At 69.5% G+C, this 24,107-nt stretch carries 21 protein-coding genes; 8 read left to right on the forward strand and 13 right to left on the reverse strand.

The window, feature by feature from the left end:
* Genes AVR91_RS14915 through AVR91_RS14930 form a run of 4 tightly spaced genes read left to right on the forward strand, consistent with a single transcriptional unit; the run spans window position 1 to window position 4,123 of the window.
* On the forward strand, window positions 1-1,416 hold the full coding sequence (locus AVR91_RS14915) for a VWA domain-containing protein (protein ID WP_063271031.1): 1,416 nt from the start codon (window positions 1-3) through the stop codon (window positions 1,414-1,416).
* Complete coding sequence (locus tag AVR91_RS14920) at window positions 1,413-2,501, forward strand: hypothetical protein (protein ID WP_063271030.1); 1,089 nt, start codon at window positions 1,413-1,415, stop codon at window positions 2,499-2,501. Before AVR91_RS14915 ends, AVR91_RS14920 begins: the two co-directional genes overlap by 4 nt.
* Window positions 2,498-3,787: an ABC transporter substrate-binding protein gene (locus AVR91_RS14925; RefSeq protein ID WP_063271029.1), complete on the forward strand. Its 1,290-nt coding sequence runs from the start codon at window positions 2,498-2,500 to the stop codon at window positions 3,785-3,787. The genes AVR91_RS14920 and AVR91_RS14925 overlap by 4 nt, the downstream gene beginning before the upstream one ends.
* A gap of 9 nt (window positions 3,788-3,796) precedes the next feature.
* Window positions 3,797-4,123, forward strand: coding sequence for a CU044_2847 family protein (locus AVR91_RS14930; RefSeq protein WP_063271028.1), 327 nt, complete (start codon window positions 3,797-3,799; stop codon window positions 4,121-4,123).
* A 100-nt stretch (window positions 4,124-4,223) separates the two neighbouring features.
* On the opposite strand, the gene AVR91_RS14935 is transcribed toward AVR91_RS14930, so the two are convergent.
* From AVR91_RS14935 to AVR91_RS14960, 6 genes are all read right to left on the reverse strand, one after another.
* A complete protein-coding gene (locus tag AVR91_RS14935; RefSeq protein WP_016335482.1) occupies window positions 4,224-4,802 on the reverse strand; it encodes a TetR/AcrR family transcriptional regulator in 579 nt (192 codons plus the stop codon).
* The gene (locus AVR91_RS14940) at window positions 4,799-6,694 is read right to left on the reverse strand and encodes a YhgE/Pip domain-containing protein (RefSeq protein ID WP_063271027.1); all 1,896 of its coding nucleotides are present in this window, start codon (window positions 6,692-6,694) and stop codon (window positions 4,799-4,801) included. Before AVR91_RS14940 ends, AVR91_RS14935 begins: the two co-directional genes overlap by 4 nt.
* The gene (locus tag AVR91_RS14945; protein ID WP_063271026.1) at window positions 6,691-7,365 is read right to left on the reverse strand and encodes an ATP-binding cassette domain-containing protein; all 675 of its coding nucleotides are present in this window, start codon (window positions 7,363-7,365) and stop codon (window positions 6,691-6,693) included. The genes AVR91_RS14940 and AVR91_RS14945 overlap by 4 nt, the downstream gene beginning before the upstream one ends.
* Before the next feature lie 139 nt (window positions 7,366-7,504).
* Entirely contained in the window at window positions 7,505-8,434 is a 930-nt protein-coding gene (locus tag AVR91_RS14950; RefSeq protein WP_063271229.1) for a GNAT family N-acetyltransferase, read from the reverse strand.
* A 32-nt stretch (window positions 8,435-8,466) separates the two neighbouring features.
* The gene (locus AVR91_RS14955; RefSeq protein ID WP_063271025.1) at window positions 8,467-9,369 is read right to left on the reverse strand and encodes a GNAT family N-acetyltransferase; all 903 of its coding nucleotides are present in this window, start codon (window positions 9,367-9,369) and stop codon (window positions 8,467-8,469) included.
* A complete protein-coding gene (locus AVR91_RS14960; RefSeq protein ID WP_063271024.1) occupies window positions 9,366-10,217 on the reverse strand; it encodes a class I SAM-dependent methyltransferase in 852 nt (283 codons plus the stop codon). Before AVR91_RS14960 ends, AVR91_RS14955 begins: the two co-directional genes overlap by 4 nt.
* A 305-nt stretch (window positions 10,218-10,522) precedes the next feature.
* Here AVR91_RS14960 and rpsA point away from each other — a divergent pair, with 305 nt between their 5' ends.
* A complete protein-coding gene (gene rpsA / locus AVR91_RS14965) occupies window positions 10,523-12,022 on the forward strand; it encodes a 30S ribosomal protein S1 (RefSeq protein ID WP_005159322.1) in 1,500 nt (499 codons plus the stop codon).
* Window positions 12,023-12,174: 152 nt separating this feature from the next.
* On the opposite strand, the gene AVR91_RS14970 is transcribed toward rpsA, so the two are convergent.
* The gene (locus tag AVR91_RS14970; protein WP_016335476.1) at window positions 12,175-12,399 is read right to left on the reverse strand and encodes a hypothetical protein; all 225 of its coding nucleotides are present in this window, start codon (window positions 12,397-12,399) and stop codon (window positions 12,175-12,177) included.
* A 197-nt stretch (window positions 12,400-12,596) separates the two neighbouring features.
* Here AVR91_RS14970 and coaE point away from each other — a divergent pair, with 197 nt between their 5' ends.
* On the forward strand, window positions 12,597-13,781 hold the full coding sequence (gene coaE / locus AVR91_RS14975; protein ID WP_063271023.1) for a dephospho-CoA kinase: 1,185 nt from the start codon (window positions 12,597-12,599) through the stop codon (window positions 13,779-13,781).
* Window positions 13,782-13,788: 7 nt separating this feature from the next.
* Here coaE and AVR91_RS14980 read toward each other — a convergent pair whose 3' ends face one another.
* From AVR91_RS14980 to AVR91_RS14990, 3 genes are all read right to left on the reverse strand, one after another.
* On the reverse strand, window positions 13,789-15,309 hold the full coding sequence (locus AVR91_RS14980) for a glycosyltransferase family 39 protein (RefSeq protein ID WP_063271022.1): 1,521 nt from the start codon (window positions 15,307-15,309) through the stop codon (window positions 13,789-13,791).
* A gap of 90 nt (window positions 15,310-15,399) precedes the next feature.
* Entirely contained in the window at window positions 15,400-16,914 is a 1,515-nt protein-coding gene (locus AVR91_RS14985) for an ArnT family glycosyltransferase (protein ID WP_063271021.1), read from the reverse strand.
* A 139-nt stretch (window positions 16,915-17,053) separates the two neighbouring features.
* Window positions 17,054-17,569, reverse strand: a complete 516-nt coding sequence (locus tag AVR91_RS14990; RefSeq protein ID WP_063271228.1) for a DUF402 domain-containing protein — start codon at window positions 17,567-17,569, stop codon at window positions 17,054-17,056.
* A 143-nt stretch (window positions 17,570-17,712) separates the two neighbouring features.
* Here AVR91_RS14990 and AVR91_RS14995 point away from each other — a divergent pair, with 143 nt between their 5' ends.
* Together AVR91_RS14995 and uvrB are read left to right on the forward strand one after the other, a co-directional pair.
* Entirely contained in the window at window positions 17,713-19,023 is a 1,311-nt protein-coding gene (locus tag AVR91_RS14995) for a DUF5685 family protein (RefSeq protein ID WP_063271020.1), read from the forward strand.
* A gap of 51 nt (window positions 19,024-19,074) precedes the next feature.
* Window positions 19,075-21,231, forward strand: a complete 2,157-nt coding sequence (uvrB, locus tag AVR91_RS15000) for an excinuclease ABC subunit UvrB (RefSeq protein ID WP_016335470.1) — start codon at window positions 19,075-19,077, stop codon at window positions 21,229-21,231.
* A 75-nt stretch (window positions 21,232-21,306) separates the two neighbouring features.
* Here the strand turns inward: uvrB and AVR91_RS15005 are convergent, their stop codons facing one another.
* The 3 genes from AVR91_RS15005 to AVR91_RS15015 form a co-directional block, all read right to left on the reverse strand.
* Window positions 21,307-22,716, reverse strand: coding sequence for a S28 family serine protease (locus AVR91_RS15005; RefSeq protein ID WP_063271019.1), 1,410 nt, complete (start codon window positions 22,714-22,716; stop codon window positions 21,307-21,309).
* Window positions 22,717-22,785: 69 nt separating this feature from the next.
* Window positions 22,786-23,559, reverse strand: a complete 774-nt coding sequence (locus AVR91_RS15010) for an enoyl-CoA hydratase/isomerase family protein (RefSeq protein WP_063271018.1) — start codon at window positions 23,557-23,559, stop codon at window positions 22,786-22,788.
* 42 nt (window positions 23,560-23,601) lie between these two features.
* A complete protein-coding gene (locus AVR91_RS15015) occupies window positions 23,602-24,024 on the reverse strand; it encodes a hypothetical protein (RefSeq protein ID WP_063271227.1) in 423 nt (140 codons plus the stop codon).
* Window positions 24,025-24,107: the final 83 nt, after the last annotated feature.

A 24,107-nucleotide genomic window follows, 5' to 3' on the forward strand; every position in this document is an offset into this window, starting at 1 on the left:
ATGAGCGGGGAGCCGGGTCTGGGCCTCGAAGTGCACCAGAACAAGTTCCTGGCCGAGGGGGACCGGACGATGACCGCGATCGTCCGGGTCGTCTCCCGCGGCGGCGAGGCGGCCGTGTCCAGGACGGCCGCCGAAGTCCTGATGATCGACTGTTCCAGTTCGATGCGCTTCCCCAGCACCAAGATCGGCGAGGCCCGGCGCGCGGCCGCGGCGGCCATCGACGTCCTCCCCGACGGCGTGCGGTTCGCCGTCATCCAGGGCACCGACCGCGCGAAGATGATCTACCCGGCCGAGGACGGTCTGGTGACCGCTTCCGACCGGACCAGGGCGGAGGCACGCGCCGCCGTCGAGCATCTCGCGGCCGTCGGCGGCACCGCGATGGGTGCCTGGCTCGCCAAGGCCCGCGACCTCTTCGACGGCGTGCCCGACGCCGTCCGCCACGCGATCCTCCTCACCGACGGCCGCAACGACTCGCAGACCAGGGCCGAGCTGATGACCGTGCTGAACAGCTGTGAAGGCCGGTTCGTCTGCGACGCCAGGGGGATCGGCGACGGCTGGGAGCCCGCCGAACTCACCCTGATCGGCCGGGTTCTGCGCGGGAACGTCGATTCCGTCGTCGAGGACGACAAGCTCGCCGTCGATTTCCGGCAGCTGGTCGAGAGCGCGATGACGAAGGTGCTGCCCGAGGTCCGGCTGCGGATCGGCACCATGCCGTTCAGCAGGCTGCGGTCGATCAAGCAGGTGTTCCCCGACGAGTACGACCTCACCGACCGATGCCGGGAGGTCGGCCTCCGCGAGCAGGAGCTGTCGCTCGGTTCGTTCGCGAGCGACGAGACGCGGGACTACCAGCTGATCCTGGATCTCGACCCGGACCTGGAACCCAGCCACGGACAGGACCGCCAGCTGGCGTGGACGGAACTCGTCCCGGTGCCGGGAGCCGCGGTCGAGGAGGACGCGCTGGCCATCGCGGGGCGGTGGACACGCGATCCGATCCCGCCGACGCTGATTCACCCGATGGTCTCGAAGTACGCCGCGCAGGCCGATCTCGGCGAGGCGCTGACCTCCGGCGGTGACGCCTACGCGGGAGGTGACCGGGCCGGGGCCGAACGGGACTGGGGACGCGCGGTCGCCCTGGCCACCGCCGCGGGCGACGAAGAGACCCTCGGCCGCCTTTCGGGGGTCGTGGAGATCCTCGACGCGGAGAAAGGCCTGGTGCGGCTGCGACCGGACGCGACCCGCAGCCACGCGTTGCACGTCGTCATCCCGTCGAGGGTTTCGGAAATCGCTCTTCCGCAGGAAGATCGGCCGATGCCCGAAGGAACACCGGTCGCCTGCACCGCCTGTCCCGCGCTTTCGCCCGCCGGGGCGAACTTCTGCGTGGGTTGCGGAAGACCGTTCGGCGAGGCGGTTTCGTGACGGCCACGCGGGTGCGGCTGGTCCGGCTCCGCACCGCCCTGCTGGCACTCACCCTCGCGGTACTGGTGGTCTCGCTGTGGGCGTTCCAGAACGTCCAGAACACGGCGGAGACCGTCCGCGACCGCACCGCGCAGGCGGTGCTCGAAGTGACCGCCGCGCGGGCGGCGCTGGTGGCCGCCGACGCCGCCGCGATCGCGAGTTTCGCCTCCGGTGAGGCGAAACTCGCCGGGCCGGGGCAGGAGTACACGAATCAGCTGGCGCTGGCGAGCCAGAGCCTCGCGCGGGTCGCGGAGTTCAACCAGGCGGGTGAGGTGGGCGGTAACGCGCTTCAGGTGATCGAAAGCCAGGTCGCGGCCTACTCGGGCTCCATCGGACAGGCCGACGTGCACTTCCGTCAGCCGGACGCCGCCGTCCTGGGCGCGGTCGATCTCTGGCACGCCTCACGGCTGCTGCACGCTTCGGGCGGGGTCCTGGAAGAGCTGGAAATATTGCAGGGCAGGCAACGTGACGCGCTGAACCGGCAGCTGTCGGACACCGGGATGAGTCTCGCGATGCTCCCGCTGTGGCTGCTGCCGGTGCTGGCCCTGCTGGTGCTGCTCGTTTTCACCCAGCTGTACCTGCGGAAGCGTTTCCGGCGCGTGGCGAACGTCCCGCTGCTCGTGGCGACCGTGCTGATCGCCGCCATCGGGGTCGCCCTGGTGCTCACCCTGATCAGCCGCGAGCGGCTGGATTCGGTCGGGGAGCGGCTCGACGGTGTCGCCGCCGCGCGATCGCAGCAGATCCGGGCGGCCGACGATGCCGGTCAGCGACAGCTCGCCGAGCTGCTGACCGGGTACTGCGACGAGGAGCAAGGATGCGGGGTGACCGTCGACGAGTTCCGGGCGCGGGCGCTACGGACCACGACATTGGCGACGGACAACACCCGGGTGGCCACCGCCGGCGCGAAGGCGGTGGCGGCCGACGCCTCCGCCGCGGCCGAATCCGGCGGACGCGAGTTCCTGATCCCGGCGGGCACCCTGCTCGCGGGCGGACTCGTCCTGCTCGGGCTGCACGCCCGGATCGACGAATACCGGTATCGACCATGAAGCGCCTGATCTCCGTGCTGACGGCGCTGTCGCTGGTCGCGGCAGGCTGTTCGGCGTCGGCGGAGGACGAACCGGTCGTCGTCCTCGCGTCCTGGACCGACGGCGAGGAAACGGCCTTCCGCCAGGTGCTGGACGCGTTCACGGCCGAGACCGGGATCGGTTACCTCTACGAAGGCACCCGGGCCGTCGACCAGGTGCTCGCTTCGGACGTCCAGCGCGGCACACCGCCGGATGTGGCCGTCCTGCCGAACGCCGGGGTGCTGGCGAAATACCGGAAGTCGGGCGACCTGCTGCCGCTCGGCGAAGATCTTTCCGCCGCCGTGACGCGGTCCTTCAGTTCGCCGTGGGTCACCCTGCAGAAGATCGGCACGGAGCAGCTGTACGCGGTCGCGGTGAAGGCCGATCTCAAGAGCCTGATCTGGTACGACCCGGCGCGGATGACCGGGGTCCGCCCGACGACGTTCGCCGCGCTCCGCGAATACTCCGCCGGGCTGACGGCGGCGGGCGGCACACCCTGGTGTGTCGGGATGGGCGCCCCGCCCACCTCGGGCTGGCCGGGGACCGACTGGATCGAAGACATCCTGCTGCACGCGGCGGGGCCGGAGAAGTACTGGCAGTGGGCGTCCGGCGGGCTGGCGTGGAGCTCGCCCGAGGTCAAACAGGCCTGGCTGGACTGGGGTTCCGTGCTCGAACCCGCCGCGATCCGCGGCGGCACCGCGGCCGCGCTGCTGACCGATTTCGGCGATGCCGGCAAGCCGATGTTCACCGACCCGCCTGGCTGCGCGCTCGAACACCAGGCGTCGTTCATCATGAGCCGCTACCAGAACTTCAAGCGTCCCGACGGGACCTTTCCCAAGCCGGGTACCGATTTCGACTTCCTCTCCTTCCCGGGGCGCGACGTCTCCGAGGTCGCGGCCGACCTCGCCGGGATGTTCCAGGACACCCCGCAGGCGCGAAAGCTGATGGAGTTCCTCGCTTCGGAGAAGGCACAGCGGATCTGGCCGTCGATCCCGCGCGCGAACGCGTTTTCCGCCAACCGGAAGCTCGGTCTCGACGTCTATCCGGACCAGGTGAGCCGGAGGGTCGCGGACACGATCACTTCGGCGTCCGCGCTGTGCTTCGACGCGTCCGACCTGATGCCCGCGACGATGACCGGCGCCTTCCAGCGCGCCGTCCTGGAGTACCTGAGCAACCGGGACCGGCTGGACATCCTGCTGAAACAACTCGACGACGTCCAGAAGAGCATCCAACCCGGCGAATGGTTGAAAATCCCCTGTGGACAGTGAGGAGCATCGGTGAACGACCTGGCACGGTTCCCGCTCGAAGGCGGCGGTTCGGTGGTCGTCGAGATCGACCCGGTCCCCGGCACCGCCCGGGTCTCCCGGCGCGACGACCTGATCGAAGACACCAAGGGGTCCTTCGAAGCGGCGCTCGCGAACGTGAAGGACGCGGCCACGGCGGCACTGGACGCCTTCCGGTCGATGCCGAGGGGACCGGACGAGGTCGAACTCAAGTTCGGCGTCAAGCTGACCGCGCAGGCCGGTGCCGTCATCGCGAAAACGGGCCTGGAGGGGAACTTCGAGGTCAAGCTGAAGTGGGCCCGGGAGACCGAAGACGCGTGATCCAAGCCGGAACTCGCGTGATTGAAGCCGGAACACGCTCCGTCACGCGAGATCCGCTCCCAATCACGCGAGATCCGCCCCCAATCACGCGAGATACGGGTCAGCGCCCGAGGCCGCGGATCAGCACCATCACCGATTCCCGCACGTCGGCCCTGGTCCGTTTCGGCTGGAAGACCTGCCAGTCGAGCGCGACCACCAGCATCGTGCCGAACAACCCCGCCGCGGCGGTCTGGATCTGGACGCCGTCGGGCAGCCGCCCGGCGGCGTCCAGCCGGTGGAGTTGTTCGCGCACGATCGAAATGATCTCCTCGCGCAGCAGCGTCAGCGTCTCGTGCCAGGTGCCGGGCGTGCGCCACATCTCGCTCACCAGGATCTGCGAGAAACCGGGGTATTCGGCGATGAACTCCAGCGCACCGTCCACTTGCGACTCGATCACGTCCATCGGGTCGCCGTCGCCGGTCGCCGTGCGCAGCCGGTCCGCGAGCACACCGACGCCGTAGCGCAGCAGTGCGTCGACAAGACCGTCCTTGCTGCCGAAGTTGTAGTAGACGGTGCCCTTCGCGACCTTCGCCTCGGCCGCGATGTCGTCCACCGTCAGCCCCACGAGGCCGCGGCTGGCGGACAGCCGCAGCGTCGCTTCGAACAGCTTCTGCTTCGTCGCCTCGCCCCGGGGGCTCACAACGCCAGCTCGGGTTTCAGCGCCGAAACCGTCCAGGTGCGCCGTTTCCGCGCGGCCAGCGTCGAGACCAGGATCCCGCCGACGAGATAGGCGAGAAGGACACCGATGTCACCGAGGATCTCCATCGAGGCGCCACTGTAGAGCAGGTGCCGGAACCCGTCGATCGCGTAACCCATCGGCAGCACGATGTGCAACGGGTACAACGCGTCCGGGATGGTCTGCCACGGGAACGTGCCGCCCGCGCTCACCAGCTGGAGCACCAGCAGGACCAGGCCGAGGAACTTACCGACGGCGCCGAAGAACGCGTTGAGCGCGTGCACCACCGACGTGAACGTCAGCGACACCAGCACCGCGAACCCGATCGCGCCGGACGGATGCGCGACGTCGATGCCGACCAGCCAGGTCACCGCGCCGAACAGCACGATCACCTGCGCGATCCCGAGCAGCGCCGAGGACAGCCAGCCGCCGAGCGCGACTTTGAACGGCGACGCGCCGGCGGTCAGCGCGCGGGTCGAGAGCGGGCGCAGCAACAGGAACAGCACGAACGCGCCGATCCAGGTCGCGAGCGAGATGAAGAACGGGGCCAGACCCGCGCCGTACGTCCCGGCCGAGGCGACGCCGGAGGAGTTGACCGCCACCGGGTCCGCGATGGTGTTGGCGGTCGCCGCCCGGGTGGGGTCGTCCGGGTTCGGGATCTCCTTGAGCCCGGCCGCGAGCCCGTCGCGCAGCTGCACCGCGCCGTCGGCGAGCTGGTTCGTGCCGTTGACCGCGGTCTTCTCGCCGTCGTTCAGCTTCGCGGCGCCGTCGCGGATCTGCGCGGAGGCGTCGGCCGCCTGCGCGATACCGCTGGTGAGCTGCGGGGTGGCCGAGGCCAGCTGGTGCGCGCCGTCGGACACCTGCCGGGCACCGGACGCGAGCTGGATCAGCTGACTGTTCGCGCCCTGGATCTTCGTGTTCGCCTGGTCGACCGGCGACCGGAGGGTGTCGAGGCGGCTCAGGATCTCCTGCACCTTCGCCTCGGGGACTTCGGCGGCACGCAGATCCTGCGCGAGCTGGGTGCGGTAGCCGTCGAGCTTGGCCTGGATGTCCCCGGAGGCCGTCGCCGCGAGCGAGGCGGCGTCGGCGACCTTTTGGTTCCCGTCGGCGACCTGACCGGCGCCGTCGGCGAGTTTCTGGGTCTGCGCGGGGAGCTGGGCGGTACTGGATTTCAGCGTGCCGAGCCCGGTCGCCAGCTGCGAGCTGCCGGAGGCGAGCTGATTGGCGCCGTCGGCCAGCTGCTGCTGTCCGGTCTTGAGCTTCCCCACGCCGTCGGCGAGCTGCGAAGCACCCGTCGAGGCCTCCTGGATCTTGCCGTAGATCGTGGAGAAGCCGACCAGGAACTTGTCCGCCGCCTCGCTGCCGACCTTCTCCGCGATCGTCTTGCGCACCTGCTCGGCCACCTGTTTCGCGATGGTCCCGGACAGATAGTTGTTCGCGTCGTTGGTGGTCAGCGTGATCGTCGCCTGCTGGGGCTGGAAGTTGCCCGAGGACAGCAGCGCCGTGGAGAAGTCGCGCGGGATGCCGATCGCGAACGAGTACTTGTCGTCGCGGACGCCCTTCGCGGCTTCGTCCTGGGACACCTCGTGCCACTGGAACGTGCCGGACTTGACCAGTTCGTCGGTGACCTCACGGCCGACGTTGCGTTCCACGCCGGCCGAGTCCTTCGCGCCGGTGTCGGAGGTGAAGACGGCGGCGGGCAGCTTGTCCAGGCGCGAGTACGGGTCGTAGTTCGCGTAGAGGTAGAAGGACGCGTAGAGCAGCGGCACCAGGACGAGCGCGGCCATGGCGAGCTTCGGCAGGGTGCCACTGCTCAGCCGGCGCAGCTCGTTGGCGGCGATCCGGACGGGATTCATTCCTGGTCTCCTGAAGTCTCTTCGATCTCAGCGGTCTCGACCGGCGCGCAGCGCACGGGGTCGGGCTGCTCGAGGGCACCGCAGCGGGCGGGCTTCTCCGGCAGGGCCGAAACCGGGGTGGTGGCGGTCAGCACGATCACGGCGAGGCCGCGCTCGGCGTGCTCGCGGGCGAGCCGCGCCCAGCTGTCGACGTCGCTGGTGTGCCTGTCCGGGGTGTCGAGCACGAGGACGCCGACGCCCTCGCGGCCCGCGGCGAGCGCGGTGAGCAGCCGGGTGCGCGTCACCGGGTCGATGTTCTCGAAGCGGGTGGTGGCGAAGGCGGCGGCGTCGTGCTCGGCCAGCCAGCTCGCGACGGCGGCCTTGTTCGCCGGGCGCTTCGCCAGTTCGAGTTCCTCCCCGACGACGACCTGCAGCGACAACGCGCCGTCCGGCTCGCTCACGCCGGGGGAGTCGACGATCGCGACGACCTTGTGCGGGTCACCGCCCTCGACGGTCACCGTCCCGGTGGCGGGCTTCAGCCTGCCTGCCAGCGCCAGCCCGAAGGCGGTGACGCCGACCCCCGGCTCGCCGTGCACGAGCGCCAGCTCACCGCCCGAGACGGTGAGCGAAGTAGGCGACAGCAACGTGCCGTGAGGTCCGGTCACGGACACCCTGTCGGCTTGAACCCGCACGAAGAACTCCCAGGTCGGTGACTCGTGGAACTTTTGAACTGACTGGTCAGTTCAAAAGTTAGCCCTGACCTGGGAGGCGCACAACCTTGGGGGGCTCACGTCACACACAAGAGTGACGAAACCCCCGCAAACCGGACGACTAGCGCAGGGCCGAAGCCGGATGGACCTCCCAGGACGTCCACAGTGGACGATAACCCTGCCGGTGCCAGAACACCGAGGAGAGCGGGTTGGTCGGGTTGTAGTAGAGATAGGTGCCGTCCGCGCCGTCGGCGGTGAACTCCTTGTGCACCACCGACATCAGTGTGCGGCCGAGTCCGCTCCCGCGCAGGCCGGGCACGGTGACGACGTTGTTGACGTAGCCCCAGCGGCCGTGGGGGAGCAGTTCGGCCTCGGCCGACCCCGGCGACGAGGTGATCCACGCGCCGTGCGCGAACGCCGCGATGCGGGCGTCCCGTTCGGCCAGCCACAGCAGCGGGACGTCCTTGTCGAGCGCGCGTTCCAGTGCCGGTGCGAGCAGTTCGGCGGCGTTCGGACGATGCCGGGTGGCGACCTGGCCGATGTAGTCGTGGGTCGACACGGCCATCGCGAGCACGGTGTCGAAGTCTTCACGCCGCGCCCTGCGGACGGCCACGCCTTCGGTGGCAGGGGAATCCCGGTGGCTCCCGGTGCGCACGGCGAGCGCGGACATCGGCACCAGCCCGTGGTCGAGGAAGGCGCGGATCGCCTCGGCGTCCCGGCTCGGCCAGTTGACCACGCAGGACGAGTCCTCGCCGGGGGATTCGGCGTCCATCCACGTCCGCCACGCGCGCAGCAGCACGTCCATGCCCTCGGTGCCGGTGTCCCCGGTGAACGGGAAGAGCTGGCGCACGTCGGCGGCCGACCACAGCAGGGGGACGTCGTCCGGGCCGTGCAGCTGACGCTGCACCACTCCGGTGACCTGGACGCCCGCCGCGGTGGCCGCGTCCACGCGTTCGCCGGCGACCGGGGGCGGCGCCGCCTCGGGCAGGAGCCTGTCGATCGACGCGAACCGGGCGCGGTGCGCGTCGAACAAGGTCTTCTCGATTTCCATCCCGTCCCCAGGGTCGACCGCGCCGGGCACCGCTACCGAAGGGCCGCGGCCGGGGCGGCCGCCCACGTCGTCCACAGAGGACGATAACCCTGCCGGTGCCAGAACACCGGGGACAGCGGATTCGCCGGATTGTACGAGACGAAGGTACCGCGCAGCGACGGCGAGAACAGCTCGTCGTGCACGGCGGCGGTCAGCGCGCGCCCGATCCCGCGTCCCCGTGCGGCCGCGGTGATCGAGAGGGTTCCGACGTAGCCCCATTCACCCGGCGGCAGGCGTCCGGCGAGCGCGTCACCGGGGATCGGGGAGCGCTTTCCACCGGTCACCATCCCGACCGTGAGCCCTTCCTCTTCGGCGATCCAAATTCGGCCGCCGAACTGCAGGCCCCGCCGGACCTCTTCCGCCAGCAAGGCCTTGGCGCCGGGCCGGACGACACCGTGACCGACGAGCGAGGTGTAGCGGAGTTCCTCGAACCGGAGGTCGACGATCTCCTCCAGGTCGCCCCGCGTCGACTCGCGGATGGTCACGCCGGGTACGGAATGCGCCTCCCCCGCCGCGGGCGCGCGGACGGCCAGCGCCAGTTGCGGCGCGAGCCCGTGGTCGAGCAGGGCCCGCGAGACCGCGGCGTCACGGCTGGGCCAGGTGACCGTGCACGACGAATCCGGTCCGGTGTCGGCGAGCGCGATTCGCTCGCGCCAGGCGGAAAGCAACGCGCTCATGCCCGCGACGGCGTCGAGGGGGAGGACGGCGGACAGGATCTGCAGATGCGCGGGGCTCCAGAGCCGCTGCCAGGAACCCGCCGCGAACCGCACATGCGTGATCGTCCCTGTCGCGCCGCCCGCTTCGAGGGGATCGCCCGGCGGGAGCGGGGGTGGCGGCGGAAGCAACGGGTCGAGCGCGGCGAACCGCGCCCGCTGCCGTTCCTCCGCCGGGGTCATCCCCGCTGGGTGCAGAAGATCGCGGTGCCGGGGAAGAGCTTGCCGCGCAACGGGCTCCACTGTCCCCAGGTGCGGGTGTGACCCTCCGGCCAAGCGGGCTCGATGAGATCCGTGAGCGCGAAGCCCGCGTCGGAGAGCGCGCGGACGTAGTCGCCGAGGGTGCGGTGATACTCGACGTACGTCGCGACGCCCTCTTCGTCGACCTCGACGTACGGCGTGCGGTCGAAGTACGGCTGGGTGACGGTGAGGCCCTGTGGTCCGGGATCGTCGGGGAAGATCCAGCGCATCGGGTGGGTCACCGAGAACACCCAGCGGGCACCCGGCCGGAGCACCCGGCGCACTTCGGCGAACACGACGTCCACCGACGCCACGAACGGCACTGCGCCGAAAGCCGAGCAGGCCGCGTCGAAGCTCGCGTCGGCGAACGGGAGCGACTCCGCCGTCGCCTGCACGAGCGGGACGGGGGTGCCGGTCCGGTCGTTGCCCTCCCTCGCGTGCCGCAGCATGCCCGCCGACAGATCGGTCGCCACGGCCTCGGCGCCCTGTGCGGCGAGCCAGCGCGAGCAGGCCGCCTGTCCGCAGCCGACCTCGAGGATCCGCTTGCCGGCGACCTCACCCAGAAGCGCGACATCGGCCTCGCGGACGCCCTCCGGGCACCAGACGAAGTCCGCGTCGCCGAGGAATCCGCCGTGGGTCGCCTGGTAGTCGTCGGCGTCGGCGTCCCACCACGCCAGGTTCGCGGCGGTCGCTTCCGGCGCCGAGACCGCCCGGTAGGCGACCCCCGCGGTGCCGAGCCGCTCCTCGGCCTGTGCGTGCCGATCGGGCTCGGCGACGGACTGCTGGCTCAAAACCGATATCCTTTCCCCAGGTCAGGGCTTCGCGGCACAGCTTATCCGCCCGCCGTGATCGTGGGGGCGACCCTGATTGTGCCGTGTACAGGGGGCCGCGTAGGATATCTGTTAGCGCAGTGGGTTCGCGCTACTCTTTCCCCCGGTTCGCTCAGCGTCCGGGTCAGGGGGTCGCGTACCGGATGCGGTGATGCTCGCGGTCGTTCCCTGTGGACGTTTGCTTATGCGGTCGCCTCATGTCGGAAGAGCCCATGGTGCCCTAACTGCAAACCCACTACTTCCCATCCACCGGAGCAACCCGCCTAATGACGACCGACACCGCCACCGCCCCGACCGCCCCCGCCGGGCCCCAGCAGGTCGCTATCAACGACATCGGGTCGGAGGAAGACTTCCTCGCTGCGATCGACAAGACGATCAAGTACTTCAACGATGGCGACATCGTCGAAGGAACCATCGTCAAGGTCGATCGCGATGAGGTCTTGCTCGACATCGGCTACAAGACCGAGGGTGTCATCCCCTCGCGCGAGCTCTCCATCAAGCACGATGTCGACCCGGCTGAGGTTGTCACCGTCGGCGATGAGGTCGAAGCCCTCGTTCTCCAGAAGGAGGACAAGGAAGGCCGTCTGATCCTGTCCAAGAAGCGTGCGCAGTACGAGCGCGCCTGGGGCACGATCGAGGAGCTCAAGGAGAAGGACGAGCCCGTCAAGGGCACCGTCATCGAGGTCGTCAAGGGCGGCCTCATCCTGGACATCGGCCTCCGCGGCTTCCTGCCCGCGTCGCTGGTCGAGATGCGCCGCGTGCGCGACCTGCAGCCGTACGTCGGCCGCGAGCTCGAGGCGAAGATCATCGAGCTGGACAAGAACCGCAACAACGTGGTCCTGTCCCGCCGTGCCTACCTGGAGCAGACCCAGTCCGAGGTGCGCAGCGAGTTCCTCAACGCGCTCGCCAAGGGCCAGGTCCGCAAGGGCGTCGTGTCGTCCATCGTCAACTTCGGTGCCTTCGTGGACCTGGGTGGCGTCGACGGCCTGGTGCACGTCTCCGAGCTGTCCTGGAAGCACATCGACCACCCGTCCGAGGTCGTCGAGGTCGGCCAGGAGGTCACGGTCGAGGTTCTGGACGTCGACATGGACCGCGAGCGCGTCTCGCTGTCGCTGAAGGCGACCCAGGAAGACCCGTGGCGTCAGTTCGCCCGCACCCACGCGATCGGCCAGATCGTGCCGGGCAAGGTCACCAAGCTCGTCCCGTTCGGTGCGTTCGTGCGCGTCGAGGAGGGCATCGAGGGCCTGGTGCACATCTCCGAGCTGGCCGAGCGCCACGTGGAGATCCCGGAGCAGGTCGTCCAGGTCAACGGCGACGTGATGGTCAAGGTCATCGACATCGACCTCGAGCGTCGTCGCATCTCGCTCTCGCTGAAGCAGGCGAACGAGGGTGTCACGCCGGAGACCGAGTTCGACCCGACTCAGTACGGCATGGCCGCCGAGTACGACGCCGAGGGCAACTACATCTACCCCGAAGGCTTCGACCCGGACACCCAGGAGTGGCAGGAAGGCTTCGACAAGCAGCGTGAGGAGTGGGAGCGTCAGTACGCCGAGGCTCACACCCGCTACGAGGCTCACATGAAGCAGGTCGTCAAGGCCGCCGAGGCCGACGCGGAAGCCGCGGCCGACGCCGCGACCGGTGTCACCTCCGGCGACTCGGGCGAGCAGAGCTACACCTCCGCTCCGGCCGAGGCCAAGAGCGGTGGCACGCTCGCCAGCGACGAGCAGCTCGCGGCTCTCCGCGAGAAGCTGTCGGGCGGCGCGTGATCCAGGCGCTCAGCCAGTAGCTGACAGACAGCGGCCCCGGTCCACACGGACCGGGGCCGCTGTCTTTGCCCGCATTCAGTCCTCTGAATGCGTTCCTTGCACGCGCAACTACCGCATCCAGAGGACTGAATGCGGTAGGGGAGGGAAGAGCGTCAGGAGGTGGCGGGCCGGACGGCCGGCACCCAGACGCGTTCGAGCGCCGCGGCGCGGGCCTTGCGGCGGAGTCCGGCGAAGCTGTGCTTGGCCGGGACCAGGAGCGCGCTCAGCCACGTGCGCCGATATTCGGCGAGGGCCTCGGCCACGGGACGATGGAGGACACAGTGCACCAGGCCCGGCGTTCCGAGCCGGTGCCTTCCGACGTGCTTGCCGTCTGCCATCTTTCCTCCGTGTGGGCTACCTTCGCCGCGCACGGTACGCAATCAGGCGCCTGATGCGGCGTAACCGCCCGGCGTGTCACCCATAAAGGTCGTGTAACGCGTCACTATGAACTTGCCTTTTGCATCCGTCTGTGCCGGTTGCGTACATCTCGTGACCCTGCGCGGTCACCCCAGGTCGCGCCACTAGGCTGATCGACATGCTGCGTGTGGGCCTGACCGGCGGGATCGGCGCCGGAAAATCGACGGTGGCGAACCGGCTTTCCGAGCACGGCGCCGTCCTCATCGACTCCGACAAGATCGCCAGGGAGGTCGTCGAGCCGGGGACGCCGGGGCTCACCGAGCTCGTCGAGGCATTCGGGGAAGACATCCTGGGCCCCGAAGGCACCCTCGATCGGGCCGCGCTCGCCGCGAAGGCGTTCGCCGACGAGGACTCGCGCAAGCGGCTGAACTCGATCGTCCATCCGAGGGTCGGCGCCAGGACCGCCGAACTGATGGCGGCCGCCGCGCCGGACGCGATCATCGTCCACGACATCCCGCTGCTGGTCGAGGGCGGGCTGGCACCGATGTACCACCTCGTCGTCATGGTCGACGCGCCGGAGGAGGTCCGGGTCCGCCGCCTGGTCGAGGCCCGCGGCATGGCCGAACCGGACGCGCGCGCCAGGATCAAGGCACAGGCCACCACCGATCAGCGCCGGGCGGTGGCCGACGTGTGGTTCGATAACAGCGGAGCGCCCGACATCGTGCTCGCCGAGGTCGACGCGCTGTGGGCGGACCGGCTGACCCCGTTCGAGGCGAACGTGCGGCTCCGCAAGCCGCGGGCGCCGATGTCGCCGAAGATCGCCCCGTACGACGAGACGTGGCCCGTGCAGGCCGAGCGGGCGCTCGCGCGGATCCGCGTGGTGGCAGGCGACAACGCCGTGCGGGTCGATCACATCGGCTCGACGTCCGTGCCGGGGCTGTCCGCCAAGGACATCCTCGATCTCCAGCTGACGGTGTCCACTTTGGACAAGGCCGACGAGCTGGCGGACGCGCTCTCCGACGCGGGGTTCCCGCGGGCGGAAGGGGAGTGGTACGACGACGCGCACGGCGAAGACGGCACCTGGCCCAAGCGGTTCCACTTCGGCGGCGACCCTCGCCGTCCGGTCAACCTGCACGTCCGCTCGCAGGAGACCCCGGCCTGGCGGCTCGCGCTGCTGTTCCCGGAATGGCTGCGGCAGAACCCCGGCGAACGCGACGCCTACGCGGCGGTCAAGACCGCCATGGCCGCGAAACACGCCGGCGACGGGACTGTCGAGCAGTACACCGACGAGAAGCAGGTCTGGGTCGACGCCGCCTTCACCCGTGCCGGCGCCTGGGCGGAATCGACCGGCTGGACCCCGTAAGCGCAGGTCAAACCCGGAATTCCCGGAGCGTGGGCCACGCCGCCGCCCAGGTTTCGGTGTGGCCGGTGAGCAGCCAGATCGGCATTCCGCGGCTCACATTGCGCACACCGGCCTCGTTGTCCACGCGGGAGACGATCCGGGCTTCGGTGAACGAACGCAGCAGCCGCGCCGGATCCGGCCCGACGAACAGGACGCTGTCCGCGGTCTCGGGTGGATGCCCGAAGTACCAGAACCCGCGGCTCGGGCTGTACACGGCGGGCAGCCCGTAGTCGGCGCCGTACCGGTCCAGCGCTCCGGCCTGCCAGTAGCCCGCCGTGACGAGGGTGGTGCGCTCCCGCTGTTCCGGCGGGAGCCGGTGATAGGCGTCGGCGACCGAACGGGCGAGGTCCGGCCAGCCGATCTCTTCCAGCGCGTACGCCGGGCGCGGTACGTCCCGGCCCTGGGTGAGCCAGGCGGACGGCCACACCGGCAGCGCGTACGGGAGGGTGTACAGCGCGGAAAGCAGGAACACCGGCCAAGTCGGGATCCAGCGGAACCACAGTGACGGCTTCAACTGTCCGAAGTGGACCGCCGCACCCGCCCACAGGACGCCGAACATGCCCGCTGCGTAGTAGTACCGGCCGTTGGACAGGATGAACAGCGCGATCACGCCGACGGTCGTCCAGCCGAGGAACCGGTACGCGCGCAGCCTGGCCGAGAACGACAACACCCAGAGTCCATAGAGGACACCGACGACACCGATGCCGAGCCCGGCCCCGGTCAGGAGGGCGGGCAGGAACCCGGCGCGCCCGCTCCAGCCGCCGGTGGCCTCGTGGGCGATGACGTCGCCCATCTCCAGCTGCGGCCAGCCGTTCGCGGCCTGCCACCACAGCGTCGGCACCATCGACAGCGCGGCGATCCCCGCGCCTGCCCAGAGTTTGGGCCTGCGCAACAGATCCCGGGGCCCGAAGAGCACGATCGCGATCCCGGCCGCGACCCAGAACGTCGCGATGAGGAGCTTGACGTTCAGCGCGACGGCGGTCGCCACACCCAGCCACAGCAGCAGGTTGTCGTCACGCGTCCGCATCCACCGGACGAGCAGCCAGGCGATGAGCGTCCACAGTGCCGGATCGATCGTCGAGGTGGCAAGGTAGTGCCCGCTGCCGAGGAACTGCCCGCAGATCGCGTACGCGGCGGCGGCACGGGTCTGCGCACGGCGGTCCCCGCCCATCTCGTAGGCGATGAGCCCGGTGAACACGACACCGGCTGCCGTCGCGAGGACGGCGGGCAGGCGGAACACGAAGACGTTGCCCGGCGCGAGCGTGTCCATCACCAGCGCCAGGAACGGGAGCACCGGCGGCTGATCCGCGTAACCCCAGGCCAGCCGCTTGCCCGCGGAGAGGAAGTACAGCTCGTCGCCGAAGTAGCCGTAGCGCCACGCCGTCGCCAGCAGGACCGCCGTGGCCGCGGCGGCGAGCAGCCCCACCGGGAGCCGGGCGAACGCCGCACTGGACACGGTCGGTGTTTCGGCCGCGGGGGCGGCTTCCATCCATTCCTCGCAGATCCCTCGGGTGCCGGTCCTCTCGCACCTTACGTGCCACCGGCGTGGCGCGTCGGTCGTGAGAGGACCGCTGGAGCATCAGAACCCCCAGTCCGTGAGCTTCGGCCATACCGTGTCCCAAGGCCCGTTCCTGCCGGTGGCCAGCCAGATCTTCATGCCCTGACTCGTGTTCGTGATCCCGGCCCGGTTGTCGAGCGCACCGACCTCTTGGATCCGCGTGAAGTACGGCACAAGCCCCGAAGGGTCGTTCCCGACGAACAGGACGTCCCGTGCCGATTCCGGCGGCCTCGGCAGCGTCGCGTAGCCGCGGTTGGGGCTCGACGGCGACGGGAGCCCGAGCTCCGGTCCGTAATGGTCGATCGCGCTCGCCTGCCAGTATTTCGCCGCCACGATCCCGGTCCGGGCCGGATCGGGCGCGGTCCGGTACGCCCGCGCCACCGACTCCGTGATCTCCCGCCAGCCGATCTCCTCGACGGCGAACACCGGCCGGGCCCACTCCGGGGCACTCGCCAGCGCCGCCCGCGGGAGGACCGGGAGCGATTGCGGGATCGCGACCAGCGCGGCCACGACGTACACCGGCCAGGTGGCGACCCAGCGCCAGTACTTCGACGCCTGACCCGCTTCGATCTCCACCGCCGCGGCCGCGAACAGCGGGGCGAACATCCCCGCCGCGTAGTAGTAGCGCCCGTTCGCCAGCAGGAACAGGGCGAGGACGCCGAGCGCGGTCCAGCCGAGGAAACGGTACGGCCGCAGGCGTTCGGACCGCAGCAGCCGCCACAGCCCATAGCCGACCAGGACCATCCCCACCGGAATCCCGGCGCTGAGCACCAGTGTCGGGACGAACGTGACCCGCCCGCCCCAGCCTGCCGAGACCTCTTGGGAGATCGCCGCGCCCATGGTCAGTTGCGGCCATCCGTTCGCGGCCTGCCAGACGAGCGTGGGCGCGATCATCGCGGCGGCGATCAGCGCGCCGCACCACAGCGCCGGACGGCGGACGAGGTCGCGGGGCCCGGACACCGCCGCTGCGATCAGCGCGACGAGCCAGAAGCCCCCGATGAGGAACTTCGTGTTCAGCGCGAATCCGGTGACCACGCCGCTCCAGACCAGCAGCCCGTCCGCACGGGTCCGCGTCCACCGGACGAACAGCCAGATCAGCAGCGTCCACAGGAACGGGTCGATCGTGCTGGTCGCCAGGTAGTGCCCGCTGCCCAGCATCTGGAGGGACACCGCGAACGCCGCCGCCGCGATCGTCTGCGCTTTGCGGCCACCGCCCAGTTCCCTGGTGATGAGCGCGGTCAGCACGACGCCGGCGACCATCGCCAGCATCGCCGGGATCCGCAGGACGAACGGCGAATCGGCGCCCAATCCGTCCATCAGCCGGGCCAGGAGCGGCAACAGCGGCGGCTGGTCGGCATACCCCCAGTCCAGATGCCGACCGGCCGCCAGGAAGTACAACTCGTCGCCGAAATAGCCGTATCGCCCTGCCGTCGCCGCGAGAACCGCCCCCATCGCGCCGGCGATCGCCAGCACCGGTGCTCTCGCGAACGGTGTGGCCTCCGCGCGTTCCCGGAGCCCCTCGGCCTCGATGACCACGGGTATCCGCCCCCTCTCGATCGGTTACTCCGTGATCGAGAGTCCCGCAGGGGAGCCCCGCCGGGTATCCATCGGCCGGTCGGAATCCGTCTCTTCCAAAGGATGAGCGAAGATCAACCGAACGATGGATGCCGGTGGCTCAGTGCCGTCGCCAGCCGAGTGTGATGTCCTTTGTGGACAGCCAGCCGCGCAGGTCGTGGCCGTGGGAGGCCAGCCCGTCGACGGTCGCATGACTGACCTCGAGCGCGCGTTCGCCGTCGGCGGGGGAGACCAGCCCGGCGACGACCGCGGCGAGGAGTTCGTCGGTGTCGATCACCTGGACGGACTTCTTGTCCCGGAGGACCAGGTCGAGATAGAGATCGGTGGCCACCCAGACGCCGTCGTCGCGGCGGATGTCGACGACGTCGAGGTAGAAGTCCTGATCGCGTTCGTGGCCGGGGTTGAACCAGAAGTCGGTGATCCGCAGGCCGAGATCGGGCAGCAGCCAGGACTCGAGATAGTGGAACTGCGCCCGCCCCGGCGTCGGCCGCGCCATGTAGAGGCCGAAGGGCTCTTCGCGGTATTCCTCGACGTCCCTCACGACGCCCTTGGGGTCGGTGTTGGTCTTCGCGGCCGGGTCGAAGTACTCGACCTTCGGCGGATGCAGCGCGGTCATGCGCCCATCTTGGAAGGAGCCGACGCCCGCGAACACCGCCCAACCGGGTGGACGATCACGGTTTCGCGGTTCCGTGGGAGTGGCGCCGCCCGGCCGGATAAGGTGCGCTGGTTCCGCCATAGGGGTGAGTGGGGAGTCGACGTATGTTCGGGATCATCAGGCCGTGCCGCCATCGGCTTTCCGCTGGTCTGCACGCGGACTGGCTCGCCCATCTCTGCGGTCTTTGCCTGGCACTGCGCGACGAACACGGACATCTCGCCCGAATGGTGACGAACTACGACGGCCTGATCATCTCGGCGCTCGTCGAAGCCCAGTCGCCGCGTGCGGAGGGGCGGCGCGACGCCGGCCCTTGCCCGCTTCGGGCGATGAAGGGAACGTCGGTCGCGAAGGGCGGCGGTGCCCAGCTCGCGGCGGCGGTCTCCCTGGTGCTGGCGTCGGCCAAGATCAGCGACCACGTCGAAGACCGGGACGGCGCTTTCGCGCGGCGTTCCGTCGCTCTCGCCGCGAGGCGGGTCGCGACGCGCTGGGCGGACCAGGGGAGCCGCACGGGCACCCGGATCGGCTTCGACACGGCGGTCCTGACCGAGGCAGTCGACCGGCAGGGCGAGATCGAACGCGCCCTCCACCTGGGTGATTCGGCCGTGCTCGCCACCGAACCCGCCGAACTGGCGACGGCGGCCGCGTTCGCGCACACCGCGGTCATCGCGGGCCGTCCGGAGAACGCCGCGCCGCTGGCCGAGGCCGGGCGCCTGTTCGGCAGGGCGGCCCACCTGCTCGACGCCGTCGAGGACCTCGCCGAGGACGAGGCCGCCGGGGCGTGGAACCCGCTGACGGCCACCGGCACCGGCCTCGCCGAGGCGCGACGCCTGTGCGACGACGCCGTGCTCGGTGTCGAGCTCGCCCTTCGCGAAGTGAAGTTCGACCAGCCGAAGCTCGTCCACGCGCTGCTGGTGCACGAACTGCGCCAGGCGGTGCGACGTTCCTTCGGGCACAACCTCACCGGTCACGGGCACGGCCCCCAGCAGCCGCCGCCGGGCTGGATCGGGCCCGGACCCCGGCCGCAACAGCACCCCCATCAGCCGTATCGGCAACAGCCTTATCCCCAGCAGCCCTACCCGCAGGGTGGGCACCAGGCGCCGCCACCGGGGCCGGTCCCGCCGCAGGGCGCACCCGGTGGCGGAGGCCCGCCGCAGGAGCCGCCGAACAAGAAGCGGAAGCACGGCGGCGCGCCGACCGACGGCCAGGGTGGCTGCTGCTGGACGCCGAAGTTCCGGGTCCCGCCGAAGCCGAGGGGTTTCTTCTTCGGCTGCGCCGTGGCCACCTACATGTGCTGTTCGTGTCAGTTCTGCTGCCGCGACCCGTTCCCCGGGCCGTGGAGCGGCAAGCCGCACGAGGCGGCGTGCAACAACTGCGACGGTTGTGACTGCTGTAACTGTTGTGACTGTTCCTGCTGATCCGACCAGGCGAAACGGAAACTGTCGGACCCAGCGCCTACTCTGGTTCCCGTGGCTTTCGCATCCGAACACCCCGTGCTCGCCCAGTCGGACTTCCGCCCCGTCACGGACATCCCCCGGACCGGCGGCCGGTTCGAGGTGGTCAGCGAGTACAAGCCCGCCGGTGACCAGCCGGCGGCCATCGACGAGCTCGAACGCCGGATCAACGCGGGCGAGAAGGACGTCGTGCTGCTCGGTGCCACGGGTACCGGCAAGTCGGCGACCACGGCTTGGCTGATCGAGCGCGTCCAGCGCCCGACGCTGGTCATGGCGCCGAACAAGACGCTCGCCGCGCAGCTGGCGAACGAGCTGAGGGAGCTGTTCCCGCACAACGCGGTCGAATACTTCGTCAGTTACTACGACTACTACCAGCCCGAGGCGTACATCGCGCAGACGGACACCTACATCGAGAAGGACTCGTCGATCAACGACGACGTCGAGCGGCTGCGGCACTCGGCGACGATGAACCTGCTGTCCCGGCGGGACGTCATCGTGGTCGCGAGTGTCTCGTGCATCTACGGCCTCGGCACGCCGCAGTCGTATCTCGACCGGTCGACGAAGCTGAAGGTCGGCGAGCAGCTCGACCGCGACGTCTTCCTCCGCGCGCTGGTGGACGTGCAGTACACGCGCAACGACATCGCCTTCGCGCGCGGCACCTTCCGCGCCCGCGGCGACACGGTCGAGATCATCCCGGCGTACGAGGAGCTGGCGATCCGCGTCGAGTTCTTCGGCGACGAGATCGAGAAGCTGTACTACCTGCACCCGCTCACCGGCGACATCGTGAAAGAGGTCGACGAGGTCCGCATCTTCCCGGCCACGCACTACGTCGCGGGCCCGGAGCGGATGGAGAAGGCCATCCGCGGCATCGAGGCCGAGCTGGAGGAGCGGCTGGCCGAGCTGGAGAAGCAGGGCAAGCTGCTCGAGGCGCAGCGGCTGCGGATGCGCACCGCGTACGACATCGAGATGATGCGCCAGGTCGGGTTCTGCTCCGGCATCGAGAACTACTCGCGGCATATCGACGGCCGGGCCGCCGGGTCGGCGCCCGCCACGCTCATCGACTACTTCCCGGACGACTTCCTGCTGGTCATCGACGAGTCGCACCAGACCGTCCCGCAGATCGGCGGCATGTTCGAGGGTGACATGTCGCGGAAGCGGAACCTGGTCGACTTCGGGTTCCGGCTGCCCAGCGCGGTCGACAACCGGCCGCTGACCTGGGAGGAGTTCAGCGACCGGATCGGGCAGACGGTGTACCTGTCGGCGACGCCGGGGCCGTACGAGATGGGGCAGGCGGGCGGCGAGTTCGTCGAGCAGGTCATCCGCCCCACCGGCTTGGTCGACCCGAAGGTCGTCGTGAAGCCCACCGAGGGCCAGATCGACGACCTGGTGCACGAGATCCGCGAGCGGGCCGAGAAGGACGAGCGCGTCCTGGTCACCACGCTCACCAAGAAGATGGCCGAGGACCTCACCGACTACCTGCTGGAGCTGGGCATCCGGGTGCGGTACCTGCACTCCGAGGTGGACACGCTGCGCCGGGTCGAGCTGCTGCGGCAGCTGCGCGCGGGCGATTTCGACGTGCTGGTCGGCATCAACCTGCTCCGTGAGGGTCTCGACCTGCCCGAGGTGTCGCTGGTCGCGATCCTCGACGCCGACAAGGAGGGCTTCCTCCGCAGTGGCACGTCGCTGATCCAGACGATCGGCCGCGCGGCGCGAAACGTGTCGGGCGAGGTGCACATGTACGCGGACAAGATCACGGACTCGATGCAGCACGCCATCGACGAGACCGATCGCCGCCGCGCCAAGCAGGTCGCCTACAACGAGGAGCGGGGTGTCGATCCGCAGCCGCTGCGGAAGAAGATCGCCGACATCCTGGACCGCGTGTACAGCGAGGCCGAGGACACGGAGTCCGTCGCCGTCGGCGGTTCGGGCCGGAACTCCTCGCGCGGCAAGAAGCCCGAGCAGGGAGACCGCGTCCGCAGCTCCGGGATGCTCGCGGACAAGGACGTCGCCGGGATGCCGCGTGCCGAGCTGGCCGACCTCATCCAGCAGATGACCGACCAGATGATGCAGGCCGCGCGCGACCTGCAGTTCGAGCTGGCGGCCCGGCTGCGTGACGAAGTCGCGGACCTCAAGAAGGAGCTCCGGGGAATGGACGCGGCCGGCATCAAGTGACCCCGCGTTTCGTCCTCTGGACGCGATCCTTGCGTGTGCAAGTACCGCATTCAGAGGACGAAACGCGTGAGGGGATCAGAGGCGACGGCGTTCCAGCATGGTCAGGTCGGCGTCGAAGTCCGGGAAACCGGCGGGCGCCGAACGCGTGCTGACACCCGGCGAGACCGGAGGCAGACCGGCCCACCGCCGCACGGTGTTCGTCGCTTCGGCCGCCTGCTCGGCGGGAAGCTGCGAGATCCGGGCGCCGTGGTTCCCGCCTGGCACCGTGTAGCTGTAGGAGTCCTTCGTGCCGAAGCCGAGCTTGAACGGCTCCGCACTCCACGGGTCGTTCTCGCCGTTGACGAACATCAGCCGCTTCCCGCGCGACTTCACCCAGAAGTCGATGTCCGGCATCGCCAGGTGGTCGAATCGCGGGATGTCGACCGACTTCGGCACGAAGGTCCGCGACACGTTGGAGCCCGGGTAGCGCAGCAGATCCCGGAGATAGCCCTCGTAGGACTCGGGGGCGCCGAGCTGGTAGGCCGCCTGGAAGTAGTACGGGACGTAGACCTCGAGGTTCTGGTCGGAGTAGGTGTTGAGGCTCTCGACGCGTTCGAACCAGGCGTAGACCTCGGCCGCCGGGGCGCCCGCCTTCGGGATCGTCGCGCAGTCCGACTGCCTCTGGTACTGCCAGAAGGCGAAGTACGAGTCGATCACCGAGATCTCCAGCGACACGTCGGCCGAGCCGACGGTGTTGAACGTGAAGCCGTTCTTGGCCGCGTCGGCGGCGGCGAGCGCCGCGAACTCGGAGCGCCGGGTCAGCACGTCACGCTGGATCGCCTTCAGGGCCGAACGGCAGGCCGGATCGTTGCCGACGTTCGCCAGGAAGGCGTTGTAGCGATCGTGCGAGTTGATGACGTCGTTGGGGGCGACGTAAGGGATCGTCGCGTCGACGTCGTCCGGGAAAAACCTACGGAAGTAGGTCGCCGTCATACCGCCTTTGCTGCCGCCGGTCGCGAGCCACTTGCCTGGGTAGAGCCGCTTGAACGCCTCGACGGCGCGGTGCTGATCGGCGGCGGCCTGCCAGATCGTCAGCTGCTTGCCCCAGTTCGGCCGGTCCGGTCGTGAGGGGGTGAAGAAGCGGTATTCCATCGACAGCTGGTTGCCGTCGACGATCTGTGTCGGCTCCGAGCGGTTGGGCGATTGAGAGACGTTGTACCCGCTCGTGTACACCACGGTCGGCGAGCGGAATTCCTTGTGCAGCAACGTGAACCGCTGCTGGAAGGTGCCGCCGCCGGGCCTGCGGTGGTCGACGGGCTGGGTGTAGGTGAGTTTGAAGAACCGGTATCCGGTCGGCGCCGGGTTCTCCGAGACGACGGTCAGCCCGGGGATCCGCCCGAGCGCCTCCTTGATGTCGTCGGGTGCCGCCTGCGCGGCCGGGGTCAGCCCGGCCAGTGCGAGAACGGTGGTCGCCAGAACCGACCACGCGGCCGTGAGCTTCCGCATCCATGCCCTCCCCATCGGGACCTGTTGAGCGGTCGGATACTCACAGAGTCACCGCCGGTGGGCAATCGCCTATCCGGTCGAGCCGCGCAGCACCTTGTCGACGTAGGCCTTGATGGCCGCACGGGCTTCGGGGGAGCTCCACAGTTCGAGGACGTGGGCGTCGTCGCCGGTGCGGTGTTCGGCGATCCGCTCGTGGAACGGCCGGTGGAGCTGCGCCTTCGTGTGCGCGTACGCGGCCGCCGGGATCTCGGCGAGTTGTCGGGCCACCTCCACCGCGCGCTCGACCACGTTCCCGGGCGCGGTCACCTCGTTCACCAGGCCGAGCCGGAGCGCGTCCGCCGGAAGGTGGGTCTCGCCGAGGAACGCGAGTTCGGCCAGGATGTCGGCGCCGAATCCGGAGCGCAGGATCTCCAGCGCCGCCAACGGGAACGGCACGCCGACGAGCAGTTCGGTGATCCCGATCCGGCCGGGGCCGTCGGCGAGGACACGGCGGTCGCACGCGGCGGCGAGCACCGCCCCGCCGGCGATCGCGTGACCGTTGACGGCCGCGACCACCGGACCGGGGAAACCGAACACCGAGAGGAAGGCGTCCGACAGCGCGGGCAGGAAGTCCTCGAGATATCCCGGGCCGCCGTCGTGCACCCGGCGCAGGTCGACGCCCGCGGAGAAGATGCCGCCGGTACCGGTCAGCACGACACCGCGATGGCCGCCGAGCTGCACGTCTTCCAACCGGACGATCAGTTCCTGGCAGAACTCCGTGTCGAGGGTGTTCGCCTTGCCGTGCTGCAGGGTGACGACGGCTATCCCGCCTTCGTCGTCCACGCGGATCGAGGAGGTGGCCATGGGCCGACCGTACCCGAGCCGTCGAGGATCTACAGTGGACCGCTAATCCTTGAGGCGCACGGTGACCGTCGGGCTGAAGGACCGTTTGCGGTTCCAGCCGGTCTCGGCGCCGATGCTGAGCTGGATGGCGCGGTCGGCGGGTGCCCAGTAGCCGGTGCGGACGAAGTAGGCGTCCATCGAGCACAGCCTGCTGCACGACTTGCGGTTGCAGATGGTCTCCCAGCCCCACTGCCTGCCGCTCTCCTCGACGCCGTTGCGGCGGACGAACAGATGCGGGTTGCCGATCTCACGGCAGTAGGTGCTGCCCTCGGAGATGTAGAGGACCCCGTCGATCTTGTAGAAACGATTGTTGTCGAGAAGCGTCACCTGGCCCGAGACGGCGAATCCGACCCGGCCGCCCTTGCCGGCGGTCATGGTCCAATCGAGAAAGAATTCTTGGACCGGAGTCTCGACTGACTGGGTCATGGTGACGTCCCCGCTTTCTTCTCGCGTCGGCACCTTCGCACTGAAGATAAGGATTTCCCGGAGGTCCGGCGAAGATGAATGGG

It is taken from the genome of Amycolatopsis keratiniphila subsp. keratiniphila, from assembly GCF_001620365.2.
GTDB lineage: Bacteria > Actinomycetota > Actinomycetes > Mycobacteriales > Pseudonocardiaceae > Amycolatopsis > Amycolatopsis keratiniphila.